We start from the raw sequence: 12,961 nt of genomic DNA, 5'->3' as shown, positions 1-12,961 counted from the left end.
AAGAAATGATTATGTAGATACTTAAATTCCAGGAGACAGAACACTATGGGAAAATCACTTACAAGAAAAATCATTGAAGCTCACTATGTATCCGGAAGCATGAAAGCCGGAGAAGAAGTTTTTATAAAAGTAGATCAGACACTGACACATGATATTAACGCAGTTATGACATATCTGGCATTTGAAGCCATTGGCCTGGACCGGATCCGCACAGAATGCAGCGTAAGCTATCTGGATCATAATCTTCTTTATGTAGATCATAAGACTCCGGATGACCATATTTACTTACAGTCTGCAGCTGAGCATTTCGGTGTTCATGTTTCCAGACCTGGAAACGGTATCTGTCATGCAGTCCAGGTATCACGCTTCGGCGCTCCTGGAAAGGTAAGCATGGGAGGTGACAGCCATACACCTCACGGCGGTTCTATTGGTATGCTGTGTATCGGTGTAGGAGGTATGGATGTTGCTACTGCCATGACCGGCGTTCCTATGCGTCTGAAAATGCCGAGAGTGATCAAAGTTAACCTGACCGGCGCTTTAAATCCAGGTGTCAACGCAAAAGAGGTAATTTTAGAGATGCTGCGCCGTGTGACCATTAAAGGCGGTCTTGGAAATGTATACGAATATGCAGGTCCTGGTGCAGCAACTCTGGAAGTACCTCAGAGAGCGACTATTACAAATATGGGGGCAGAATTGGGTGCAACCACGTCCATTTTCCCGGCAGATGAACAGGTACGTAAATTCATGAAGTCCCAGAAAAGAGAAGATGAGTACAGAGAGCTGCTTGCGGATGAGGACGCAGAATATGACGAAGTGATCGACCTGGATCTTAGTTCCTTACAGCCATTAGTGGCATGTCCTCATCAGCCGGACAATGTAAAACCACTATCCGAGGTAGAAAAACTTCCTGTTCAGCAGGTATTTATCGGCAGCTGTACTAATGCAAGCTATGCAGATATTGCAAAGGCAGCCCTGGTATTTAAAGGACATAAGGTAAATGATAATGTAAGCTGTACCTGTGCCATTGCCTCCAGACAGACCTATAAGGCACTGATGGAAGATGGCTATCTGGGAATGCTTATGGATTCAGGTGTGCGTATATTGGAGATTGCCTGTGGACCATGCTGCGCCATTGGCCAGACACCGGCTACAGAAGGAATTGCAGTGCGTACTTCTAACCGTAATTTTAAGGGTCGTGCAGGAAATCCAAATGCCAAGATCTATCTGGTAAGCCCGGAAAGCGCAGCCGCCACTGCTATTATGGGTACTTTTGCATCAGCAGCAGATATTTTAGGAGATCAGATCGATATTCTGGCAGAAGTTCATGAAAAAGAAGAGTATGAGATCAATGACAACCTGATCATCAAACCTCTTCCAGAAGAGGAAGCAAAGAAGGTAGAAATTGTCCGTGGACCAAACATCAAGTTCCTGCCGGTTCCGGAAGTACCGGTTCAGCACTTAAAAGTGCCGGTAAGCTTAAAAGGCGGCGACAACATTTCCACTGACGATATAACACCGGCCAGCGCGGAATTTTCCAGCATGCGTTCCAATATCCCGCTGATGTCCAAATACTGCTACTACAGATATGATACTGAGTTTTCTGAAAGAGCAAGAGAAATGGGATCCAGTATCATTATCGGTGGTGAAAACTATGGTCAGGGCTCTTCCAGAGAGCATGCAGCCATTAATCCAATGTATCTGGGTATAAAATGTGTGATCGCAAAGAGCATTGCCCGTATCCACAAGGGAAATCTGGTAAACCACGGCATCGTGCCAATGCTTTTTGAGGATCCGGCAGATTATGAAAAAGTTGATCTGAGAGATGAACTGGAGATTGAAAATTTCCTGGACCAGATTCCAACAAGGAGAGTAGTAGTCAAAGATGTGACAAAAGGCTTTATTTTTAAGACAAAGCTAGACCTGACAGATAATGAACTGGAAGTAGTGCTCTGCGGAGGCCAGTTGCGGTATTTGAAGAAGGAACTGGCAAAGCAGGGGAATATTTGATAAATGCTTATCAATGAGGTATGATAATAGTAATTTAGATACAAATGTATCAATGCCCTTTATTTTATCGTGTCGCATTAAGTACATTAAAAGAAATGGATATCACACTGTCTAATGTGTGGATATTAGCCTATTCGTTTAGAGACGAAGGTAGCAATGGCAAATTTGATATTTAGTGGATTGATCCTCTTAGCCATGGTGATCCTGAAAAGAAAAGTAAAATGATCAGGGGAGAACCGGCAGCTGCGGCGGCTGGTTCTCTTTTTTTAGATAGATGTACTCCCGGAGTCTTTCCTGCACTTATCTTTGCGGCCGTTTTTCCGGTAATTTTCCGGTCATGGGGCTGGTTTAATCATTTTTATAAGCGCCGATATTAAATGCTGCATGGAGGTTACGGCCATGATACCTGCTGCAAGTGCCACAGCAAGTCCGACAGCGGCCTGGGCTTTTAAGAAAAATTGTGGCATATCATGCCGGAGAGCGGCATCCATTGCATAGTATAGTGATCCGCCGGGGATCAGTGGAATAACTGTGGGCATTAAAATAACGGTGGAAGGTGTTTTTAATATTCTTGCCCATATTTCTGAATAAATTGTGATCAGGATCGCCACAAAGAAAAAACCTAAAAATTCATTATTTATAAAATGAAGGAATATCAGATACACAGCCCAGAAAACAGCACCTCCAATTGCCGGGATCCAGATCCGCAGTCCTCTGATGTTGTAGATGATAGAAAATCCCAGAGAACCGAAAAATGCTGAAATGACAGAGATAAGTTCCTGATTCATAAGATACCTCCAAGCAGTATTTTTGAAAAAATAAATCCGGCAGCAATGCAGATGGCAGTGATGATCGCTTCTGAAAAGTGTAAAAGTCCGCTGATCATATCGCCACTGATGAAATCACGGAAAGAGTTTGTCATCAGGACACCGGGAATTAAAAGCATGATATTTCCGATCATGATCATTTCTACATGATGTCCGAGACCGATATAGTGGGTAAGGATACATACCATACCGGAGATCATGGAACACAGGATATTAGAAAAAATGGCTTTCATTTTTATTGCGGTAAATGCGTACAATGTTATCCGGATCAGTGCCCCCACAAACATGGCAGAAAAACCGTCCAATAGATTTCCGCCAAAGAAGATCGCAAATGCACCGGCTGTCATTGCGTAGATAAGGCATTGGACCACAGGAGGATAGACCGGCCCGTTTAATATAAGTGCATATTCCCGGTTGATCCTTTCTAATGGTGGTTTTGTTGAACATATCAGCCGGGAAAGATTATTTAACCGGTCCAGCTTCCACATATCTGTTCCATAGCTTAATATCCGCCGGGTCTGGGTGATCCATTTATGATCTTTTGTTTCTAATGTCACGATGATGCAGGATGCAATGGAAAATATATGGCTTTGCCTGATATCGTAAGCTGCACAGATCCTGCGTATCGTATCTTCTACACGGCTGATTTCTGCACCACTCATTAAAAGTTGTTCTCCAATATTAATGGCGCAGGTCAATACTTCTTCTCCTGTCAGATGATCAATAATGGCGTGTCCGTCATTTTCTTGTTTTATCTGCATTTTGCTTCCCCTTTTAATAAATATTTTCAGGAATGCTTTGTTTGGTAATAGATCTACGTTTATTATACGGAGCAAGTGATTTTTTTACAAGTACCTGTCAGATACAGAACCATTGAACATTTTTCATCAAATGTTGAATGGAATTGCTGGATTTGGATAGGAAGAGGCATAGCTTATAATATGTTTCTGGAAAATTTCTGCAGCAGGAGAAGGTGTTGTATTCTTCTTTTGCAGCAAAGCAATATGGCGGAATTGCTGTGGATGGAAGGAATAAACATTTACAGGGGAAGTTGTCCCTTTTAATATCAGGCGCCCTAAAATACAAAAGCCTAAGCCAGCAGATGCCATTGCAACCAGTCCTGCATCGTCAGTGGCTGTAATGGTGGAATTTGCATTTAAGTGAAGTTTTTCAAGAACACTGCGGGATTCTACACCATAGTCCTGATCACTGATGATGAAAGCAGAATTTTGCAGTTCTTCCGCAGTGATGATCCCAGGAGTGGCTGTATGAAAGTTGGAATTTGCAACACAAACCATTTCATCTTCATAGATGACGGTAGAGCTGATGACAGAGGAGTTGATGGTATCACAAGAGTAGTAAGAACTAATACCAATATCGATTTCATTTTGCTCCAGTTTTTTTACAATCTGCGCATTATTGATACCTGCAAATATATGAATCTGTATGTCAGGATAATGATGACGGAAATTATTCACAAGTTCAGGTATCCAGTTAATGCAGATGCTGGAGCAGGTTCCAAGGCGGACATTGCCAGAAGCCAGTCCATTGATCGCTGCGATTTTTTCATTGAAATGCTGGTGGCTTTGTATAACAGCGTATGCAAGGGGAAGAAGGTTAGTTCCGTTGTCTGTAAGTTCGATTCCGTGCGTATTTTTTATAAATAATGGAAAGCCGATTTCTCGTTCTATGCGGGAAATGGCATGGCTGATAGCAGACCTTGTCAGGTAGAGTTTATCAGAAGCAAGGCTCATATTTTTCAGTTCGGAAACAGTTGTAAAAATAATATAATCTGATAATGTCATAGTGATTCCCTCCTTGTTAGAAATTATAATTTCTGTACAAACAAATGTAAATAAGGATGGTGAATTTTGTTCAACTTAATATGAATACATAGCAATTCCATTCATAATAAGACTATGTTACAGTTAAGAAGTCGATAGAAAAACGAAAAGGTATACTTGCTCGAGAAGGTATTTCTAAATAAACGGAGGGGAGACAAAATGAAGCCAACAAGTAGTTTTTTAAATCTGCCGCAGTCAGGAATCAGAAGAATGTATGATCTGGCAAAAAATAAAAAAGATACTGTAAGTTTTGTTCTTGGTGAGCCAGATTTTGTGACACCAAAGCACATTATTGAAGCCGCAAAGAAAAAGTTAGATGAAGGGTGTACCCATTATACGGATAATGCAGGCATTTTACCGCTGCGTCAGGAAATTTCCAGAGCTTTAAAACAGTACGACAAAGTAGATTACGATCCAGAAGGTGAGATTGTAGTAACAGTAGGCGGAATGATGGGAATGTATATGGCGATCCTTGCCCTTGTTAATCCTGGGGATGAGATCCTGATCGCAGATCCGTCTTATACCAATTATGTAGGCGAGATTGTGATGAACCGTGCAGTTGCAGTTCCGGTGCCTGTGTATGAAAAGGATAATTTTAATTTTACTTATGAAAACCTTAAAAGCAGAGTGACAGATAAAACAAAAGCCATTATCCTTAATTCTCCCTGCAATCCTACGGGAGGCGTTGCAACAAGGGAAACCATGGAGACCGTTGCAAAAGTAGCTTTAGAATATGATCTTTATGTGATCTACGATGCTGTATATAAACATCTTATCTATAATGATACAGATTATATCAATATTGCAGTTTTAGATGGAATGAGAGAACGCACTATTTATGTAGATTCTTTTTCAAAAACATATGCCATGACAGGCTGGCGTCTTGGATATATGGCGGGACCAAGAAATATCCTTTCCAGACTGCCAAAGTTGCAGGAAAATATGCCTTCCTGTCTTCCCGAGTTTGTACAGTATGCAGGAATTGAAGCGTTAAAAAATGGCGATGAAGATATTGCAATGATGAACAGACAGTATGCAGAAAGAAGAAAACTCGTTCTGGAGCGGATCAATGGCATCAAAGGTTTATCCTGTACACCGCCAAACGGAGCATTCTATGCGTTTGTAAATATTAAAGAAACAGGGATGACTTCTGTGGAATTTTGCGAGAAACTTCTGGAGAAAGAAGGCGTCGTAACAGCTCCCGGATCAGCATTTGGAGAACAGGGCGAAGGATATGTGCGCCTTTCCTATGCAACATCCATGGAGCAGATTAACCGGGGGATGGACCGGATCCAGCGGTTTATGGAAAGTATTATGTAAATATACAGGTAAATGCCTGAATTTCACCAGACCGCCTGATCGTTATGGGGGAGTTTGCCGGTAGTGCTTATCCTTATAGGCGGTGGCATGCGGTATTTCTGCTTATAATATGTTTGAAAAGACTGGTATGTGGATCGTGCCAAATTTTATTATATAAATCCGATGGGATGACTTACAGTGATATCGTTTTCCTTGTGGTATATTAGGACATTATCATAAATGGTTCATAAAAGAGAAAATGCCAGAAAAATTTTGTTTGACTTTTTGAAAAACAGGAAATATAATTACAACGAACGAGTAGCAGGTGAGCGTAAATCCAGTTTACATGCTGCTCGTTTTTATTTTATTAAAATAGAATATTTGCCATGAAAAAGTGTGTAGCTTGTCAGCGTAAGTCCAGCTTATATGACAAGGTGCGCACTTTTTTTGTGCCAAAAAGAGAGGAGTTAAAACAAAATGGCAGAAAGTAACAAGATGAAAGATATGCCGGTGAATAAGCTGATGATCCAGATGGGGATCCCTATGATCTTATCCATGGCATTGCAGGCGGTCTATAACATTGTAGACAGTGCATTTGTAGGAAATATGAGAGTGGGCAGTGAAGCAGCATTAAATGCACTGACCCTGGTATTTCCGGTGCAGATGCTTATGGTGGCAGTGGGGATCGGAACAGGTGTAGGAACAAATGCGCTTCTTGCAAGGACACTGGGACAGGGGAACAGTAAAAAGGCTGCAAAGGTAGCAGGAAACAGCCTGTTTCTTGGTGTGATCATTTATGTGGTATGTTTATTGTTTGGCATCTTTGGTGTGAGAGCATATATTTCATCACAGACAGTTGATGCAGAAGCATTGGAAATGGGAGTCAGTTATCTGAGGATATGCTGCGTGATCTCTTTTGGTATTATTTTCTTTTCTTTATTTGAAAAGTTATTACAGGCAACGGGCCGTTCCCTTTATTCAACAATTGGCCAGGTAGTTGGAGCTGTTGTAAATATTATCCTTGATCCGGTCATGATCTATGGTATTGGACCTTGTCCCGAAATGGGAGTGGAAGGTGCGGCCTACGCAACTGTAATTGGCCAGGTAGCATCAGCAGTATTGCTGCTTATATTTCATATAAGGCTGAATAAGGAATTCGGGCATGGAGTGAAATACATGAAGCCGGATGCCGGTGTTATAAAAGAAATCTATGCGATCGGACTTCCTGCAATTATTGCGCAGGCATTGATGTCCATTATGGTTTATGTGATGAATCTGATCCTGAAATTCAATCCGTCAGCACAGACAGCTTATGGATTGTTCTATAAGGTTCAGCAGTTCGTTCTCTTCCTTGCCTTTGGCCTGAGGGATGCGATCACTCCCATCATTGCATTTGCATATGGAATGAGAAATAAAAAGAGAATTCAGGATGGGATCAAATATGGCCTGATCTATACCATTGCATTAATGATCCTGGGAATTGGGATCACAGAGATTTTCCCTGGGGCATTTGCAACTTTGTTTAATGCAGGACAGTCAAGAGAATATTTTATCGGTGCAATGAGAGTGATCTCTGTCAGCTTTCTGTTTGCCGGAATTAACGTTGCTTATCAGGGAATTTATCAGGCATTAGATGGCGGCTTGGAATCACTGGTTATTTCACTTTTGAGACAGCTTATTATCATATTGCCATTGGCGGGAATCTTTTCATTATTTGTCAGAAATGGACAGATGGGAATTTCACTGATCTGGTGGGCATTTCCGGTCACTGAAGTGATCGCATGTCTGGTTGGATATGTATTTTTAAAGAAAATCAGAAAAAACAGAGTTAATACTTTAATTTAAGGAGGAACTGGAAATGGCAAAAAAAATTATTACGATCAGCAGGGAATTTGGAAGCGGTGGACGTTTTATCGGTGAAGAAGTAGCAAAGAAACTGGGAATAGCCTATTATGATAAAAACATCATTAGTCATATTGCAGAAGAGTCAGGTCTGTCTCCAGATTATATCCAGGAAAAAGCAGAGCTGTCTCCGAAGAAAGGATTATTTGCATATGCACTTGTAGGACGTGATATTACAGGAAAATCAGTGGAAGATATGGTGTATGAGGCACAGAGAAAAGTTATTTTAGATCTGGCTGGGAAGGAGCCCTGCGTGATCATTGGAAGAAATGCTGATTTTATCCTGAAAGACCGGGACGATGTGCTGAATGTATTTATTCATGGGGATATGCCGGAAAAAATACAGCGTATCACCCATTTATACAATGTAGGAGAGCAGGAAGCTGTTAAAATGATGGCAGACACAGATAAAAGACGTATGGCAAATTACAACTTTTATACGGAGCAGAACTGGGGAAAAGCCAGCAATTATACGTTGTGTCTGAACAGTTCAGAGATTGGATATGATAAGTGTGAAGCAATTATCATAGAATGCAGTAAATAAAAAGTATAGATGATCCTGGATTATTTATGGTTTTGCATATGAATGATCCAGGATTAATTAATGTTAAGTAATGCAGATCGTTGGTGCGGTCATCAACATTATTTTAGATCCCATCTTTATTTTTGGATATTTCGGTTTGCCGGCAATGGGAACCAGAGGTGCGGCAATTGCTACAGTGGCAGGTCAGATCATAGCAATGCTGTTGGGATTATATTTTAATCTGACTAAAAATACAGATGTGCAGTTTGATTTTAAATGCATTAAATTAGAAAGCTATTATTTTAAGGGGATTTGCACTGTTGGAATTCCAACGATTATTATGCAATCTATGTCCAGCGTTATGTGTTTTGGCATTAACAAACTTCTTCTGGATTTTTCAACAACTTCGACAGCAGTATTTGGAGCATATTTTAAATTACAGACATTTGTGTATATGGCAGTTTTTGGATTAAATAATGCTTTGATCCCGATCGTAGCATTTAACATTGGCGCAAAACATGCAGAACGGATTAAGAAAGTTATCCGGCTTAGCGGGGCGTATTCTGCTTTGATCGGACTGGTTGGTTTGATCATAATGGAGATGCTGCCGATACAGTTAATATCAGCATTTGCACCATCAGAAGAAATGTTTTTACTGGGTGTGACTGCATTGCGTATTTTGGGACTTAGTTTTGTGTTTGGAGGAATTTCTGTTATGACCTGCTATGCTTTACAGGGCTTTTCAAGAGGAATAGCCAGTCTTTTAATTTCCGCGCTAAGGCAGGTGATCATTTTGCTTCCACTTGCATCAATTATGGGTAAGATGATGGGAATCAATGGAATATGGTGGAGCTTTCTCATCAGTGAAACAGTAACAGTTGTATTTGCAATCATTTATCTGGGAATAGCTGAAAAGAAAGAACTGTCATTTCTGGCCTCTATGCCGCTGGAACAGAGTATAGCCGAATAATGGCAGATCTGGAAAAAATGAAAGTGATGAGGTCATGGAATGTGACCTCATTATTATATGTGAACATATTCAATAAGATTATTGGAGCATAAAATTAGTATTGCTATTGTGCTGACATTCGCAAGGATTATGGCTTATGATATATGAAATAGAAGTATCCGAACAGGCTGACAGTGATTTGAGAGGAATTTTTGAATATATTGCTTTTCTTAGAGTAATGTATGCCGGACGGGACATAGACAATCAGTTAAATCTCCACACAAAGCAATAAAGGATATGGTTTAAAGCAGTCTTTCCGTTATGATCGACTGCTTTTTTCATACTCAAAATCAGAAGAAAGGACTGAATTACGATGGAAGAATGTAGCGTATTGATTGAAACGACCAAATCAGCAGAGGATAAAACTTCTCGATGGTTTGATTTATCCATTGATTATGAGCTGTTCCGTGACCAGCTCGGTGTGGAAGTTTTTTATAAAAAATTAGCACTCGCCTCTTGACATTGCTAATAATAAGTGTTATATTACAGCTAGAACAAAGGAAGGGAAACAGAAAGGAACAAAGAGGCAAAGAAGTAAGATGCCAAAGGTTCCGGGAAGTTTCCAGACATCCCCGGTTCCAGAAGATAACAAGTAAAATAAAACATAGAGAGTATAGGAAAAGGAGAGATGACTTATGTTAATGCCTAGTATTTTTGGAGAAGATTTATTTGATAACTTTATGAAGGATTTTCCATTTTTTGATGATAACACAGAAAGCAATGTAGAAAAGAAGCTGTACGGCCGCAGAGGTAAAAACCTGATGAAGACTGATATCAAGGAAACCGAAGGCGGTTATGAGCTGGAAATGGATCTGCCTGGATTTACAAAAGATGAGATCAAGGTATCCCTGGAGAATGGTTATATGACCATCAGTGCAGCCAAGGGACTTGATAAAGACGAACAGGATAAGAAATCTGGCCGTTACATTCGTAAAGAGCGTTACGCAGGATCCTGTGAGAGAAGCTTCTATGTAGGCGAAGACATCACAGAAGAAGATATCAAGGGTGAGTTCAAACATGGTATCCTGAAGTTGTTCGTTCCGAAGAAGGAAGCAAAGCCGGCAGTAGAGCAGAAGAAGTATGTTTCTATTGAAGGTTAATATGAAACAGGGAGCGGGAGCTGGTCAACTAAATAAGGTCATAAGGTTATAAATAAGAGCCGCCGGAAGAAGTGTAAAAGCTTTTTCCGGCGGCTTTTTGCTGCACCGGCAGCTGTAAAAGGGCCGACAGCTCCGCCAGACAAATAAAAGCATATGCAGAAGGAAAATTAGACTATAACCCGGATGTGCACTGCACTCATCATGAGCATGGAGCGGGACATTCCTGCGGAGAACATCACTGTGGGGAACATCAGTGTTAGGATAAATAAAAGCGGGATTTATTTTTTCGGTAATACCACCATAAAGCAGCTTCCGCAGCCTTTTACACTTTCCACAGAAATATTTCCACCATGTGCCAGCACAATGGCTTTTACAATGGTCAGACCAATACCTGCGCCGCCGGTTTTGCGGTTGCGGGAGCGGTCGGTACGGTAGAAGCGTTCAAAGATCAGAGGAATGTCTTCTTTAGCGATACCGATGCCCTGATCTTTGACGGTCAGCTGCACGTTTTTGCCTGAATTGTGGATATCTATCAGGATCTGACCGCTTTCGGTAGAATATTTAACAGCATTGGATACCAGGTTGAAGATCACCTGGTGGAGCCGTCTCTGGTCTCCGGAGATAATAGCAGACTCACCTGTTACCATGCAGGTGAGTTTCTTTTTTGCCAGTTCCGGTTCAAAAGCAGTTTTTACTGCCTGAGCCAATTCTAAAAGGTCAACTGGTTCTTTCTCCAGAACCATATTGGAAGCCTCGATCTGGCGCAGTTTTTCCAGGTCAGAAATGATACCGGAGATCCGGCCGAGTTCATCATAGCAGCTTTGAAGCCGCTCTTTTGTAGGTTCCCATACTTCCTCGATTATAGCTTCCAGCTGGGAAGATACATTTGCCACCGGTGTGCGCAGTTCATGGGCTACGTCGGAGGTTAGCTGTCTGCGGACTTCTTCCTGTTTTTCAAGATTTTCAGCCATATGGTCAATAGCCTGACCAAGCTGTGCCAGTTCCAGTGCAGTTGTATTGGCTTTATCTGAGCCATATCGGATCTGATAATTTCCATCAGCAATCTTTTCGGCCGTTTCCTTTGCCTTTGTAAGAGGAACAGAAAGCCGTTTTGCAAGGAGCATACCGGCGATCACTGCAAGGATAAGAGAAGAAATACCGGTGATAAACAGGATCTGGTTTAATGAGTCCAGAAACTGGAAGTCACTTTCACTGAAATAATAAGGGCCGTAGTAGCTGATGTCTGCATAACCGGCAATTTTATTGTCCTGGCTTAATGTATAGTGATAAGTGGAAAAACTGCCCTTAAGGCCGGGCCGCTTCTTCTCCATATTTGTATGGATGTCTTTCATGATCTGGTGGCATAGGGTCATGTCATGATTTTCGGCATCCCAGATGATATTTTTATCTTTGTCATACACTTTGATGATATATCCGTCTTTTAAAGCATACATTCCCACACCATGGATATAATCCAGGTTCCAGGTCTGGTTGCTGCTGTTATACTGGGACAGAAGTGTGGTGATCAGCTGTTCGGCAAAGGTCTCCCTCTGTCTGGCTACATATTTCTCAAACTGATGGCTGATCAGCAGATTGGCAGTGAGACTGATTACGGAAATAGTGATCAGGACGATTACTGCAAATCCGGCAGATAATTGTGTGCTTATCTTATGTTTTTTCTGCTTCATTGTATATTTCCCCCGAACTTGTATCCAATTCCATGAACTGTACACAGATAAATGGGATTTTTGGGGTCATCTTCTATTTTCTTTCTCAGATTTTTAATGTGGGTGTCAATCACCCGGTCATATCCGGAAAAATCCGTGTCGAAAGCGGAAGCAATCAGTTCGTCTCTTGTAAATACTTTTTGAGGATATCTGGTAAATGCAGATAAGATCTTCCATTCAATGGGGGTAAGTGAAATAGTTTCCCCTTTTTTTAACACTTCTTTCCGGTTATAGTCGATCACCAGATCCCCGGCATTCCATGAAAATTTTTCTGCAAGAGGCTTCAGGTCATGGTCTGACCTGCGCCATACTGCCTGGATCCTGGCATACAGGTTTTTCAGGCTGAAAGGCTTGGTGATATAATCGTCTGCTCCAAGGTTTAAACCATTTAACATATCATCTTCCATGGTTTTGGCTGTGAGCATGATAATGGGAATCCGGGACTGCCTGCGTATTCTGGAACAGATTTCTTCACCGGATATATCTGGAAGCATCAGGTCCAGGATTACAAAGGAAACCGTTTCTTTTTCCAGAAGGCTGAGTGCCTGCGTTCCTGTTTCTGCCTGGAGCACATGATATCCCTGCTTTTCAAGATAGGAGGCAACGGCCTCACGCATCATGTTTTCATCATCGACGATCAGTATCGTTTTCTGTTCCATCATATCAATCATCCATTCCTTCTTAAACATCCTCATTACAAGTTTTCGCCATACAATTCCAGAT

At 41.4% G+C, this 12,961-nt stretch carries 13 protein-coding genes; 8 read left to right on the top strand and 5 right to left on the bottom strand.

What is annotated here, in order from left to right; translation table 11 throughout:
• Positions 1-45 precede the first annotated feature (45 nt).
• A complete protein-coding gene (locus DW251_RS01705) occupies positions 46-2,007 on the top strand; it encodes an aconitate hydratase (protein WP_118300029.1) in 1,962 nt (653 codons plus the stop codon).
• 335 nt (positions 2,008-2,342) lie between these two features.
• Here the strand turns inward: DW251_RS01705 and DW251_RS01700 are convergent, their stop codons facing one another.
• The 3 genes from DW251_RS01700 to DW251_RS01690 all read right to left on the bottom strand — a co-directional run bounded on the left by DW251_RS01700 (position 2,343) and on the right by DW251_RS01690 (position 4,639).
• Positions 2,343-2,795, bottom strand: a complete 453-nt coding sequence (locus DW251_RS01700; protein WP_021870281.1) for a threonine/serine exporter family protein — start codon at positions 2,793-2,795, stop codon at positions 2,343-2,345.
• Positions 2,792-3,595: a threonine/serine exporter family protein gene (locus DW251_RS01695; RefSeq protein WP_243034839.1), complete on the bottom strand. Its 804-nt coding sequence runs from the start codon at positions 3,593-3,595 to the stop codon at positions 2,792-2,794. The genes DW251_RS01700 and DW251_RS01695 overlap by 4 nt, the downstream gene beginning before the upstream one ends.
• A 126-nt stretch (positions 3,596-3,721) precedes the next feature.
• Entirely contained in the window at positions 3,722-4,639 is a 918-nt protein-coding gene (locus DW251_RS01690; protein ID WP_118300028.1) for a LysR family transcriptional regulator, read from the bottom strand.
• 198 nt (positions 4,640-4,837) lie between these two features.
• Between DW251_RS01690 and DW251_RS01685 the strand changes: the two genes are divergently transcribed.
• The 7 genes from DW251_RS01685 to DW251_RS01660 all read left to right on the top strand — a co-directional run bounded on the left by DW251_RS01685 (position 4,838) and on the right by DW251_RS01660 (position 10,511).
• Complete coding sequence (locus tag DW251_RS01685) at positions 4,838-5,998, top strand: pyridoxal phosphate-dependent aminotransferase (RefSeq protein ID WP_118300027.1); 1,161 nt, start codon at positions 4,838-4,840, stop codon at positions 5,996-5,998.
• Between the two features lie 219 nt (positions 5,999-6,217).
• Positions 6,218-6,367: a hypothetical protein gene (locus tag DW251_RS17850; RefSeq protein WP_182433555.1), complete on the top strand. Its 150-nt coding sequence runs from the start codon at positions 6,218-6,220 to the stop codon at positions 6,365-6,367.
• A gap of 87 nt (positions 6,368-6,454) precedes the next feature.
• On the top strand, positions 6,455-7,822 hold the full coding sequence (locus DW251_RS01680; protein ID WP_118300026.1) for an MATE family efflux transporter: 1,368 nt from the start codon (positions 6,455-6,457) through the stop codon (positions 7,820-7,822).
• A 13-nt stretch (positions 7,823-7,835) separates the two neighbouring features.
• Positions 7,836-8,423 (top strand): cytidylate kinase-like family protein, encoded by a 588-nt coding sequence (locus DW251_RS01675; protein WP_118300025.1) that lies wholly within the window; start codon positions 7,836-7,838, stop codon positions 8,421-8,423.
• A 70-nt stretch (positions 8,424-8,493) separates the two neighbouring features.
• A complete protein-coding gene (locus DW251_RS01670; protein ID WP_243034838.1) occupies positions 8,494-9,372 on the top strand; it encodes an MATE family efflux transporter in 879 nt (292 codons plus the stop codon).
• A gap of 352 nt (positions 9,373-9,724) precedes the next feature.
• Entirely contained in the window at positions 9,725-9,871 is a 147-nt protein-coding gene (locus DW251_RS01665; RefSeq protein ID WP_243034837.1) for a hypothetical protein, read from the top strand.
• A 175-nt stretch (positions 9,872-10,046) separates the two neighbouring features.
• The gene (locus DW251_RS01660; protein ID WP_021870290.1) at positions 10,047-10,511 is read left to right on the top strand and encodes an Hsp20/alpha crystallin family protein; all 465 of its coding nucleotides are present in this window, start codon (positions 10,047-10,049) and stop codon (positions 10,509-10,511) included.
• 278 nt (positions 10,512-10,789) lie between these two features.
• On the opposite strand, the gene DW251_RS01650 is transcribed toward DW251_RS01660, so the two are convergent.
• Complete coding sequence (locus tag DW251_RS01650) at positions 10,790-12,199, bottom strand: ATP-binding protein (protein ID WP_118300024.1); 1,410 nt, start codon at positions 12,197-12,199, stop codon at positions 10,790-10,792.
• Entirely contained in the window at positions 12,196-12,900 is a 705-nt protein-coding gene (locus DW251_RS01645; protein ID WP_118300169.1) for a response regulator transcription factor, read from the bottom strand. The genes DW251_RS01650 and DW251_RS01645 overlap by 4 nt, the downstream gene beginning before the upstream one ends.
• Between the last annotated feature and the right edge of the window lie 61 nt (positions 12,901-12,961).

It is taken from the genome of Clostridium sp. AM22-11AC (assembly GCF_003473545.1).
Lineage (GTDB): Bacteria > Bacillota > Clostridia > Lachnospirales > Lachnospiraceae > Enterocloster.
This window is presented reverse-complemented; position numbering and strand designations above follow the sequence as displayed.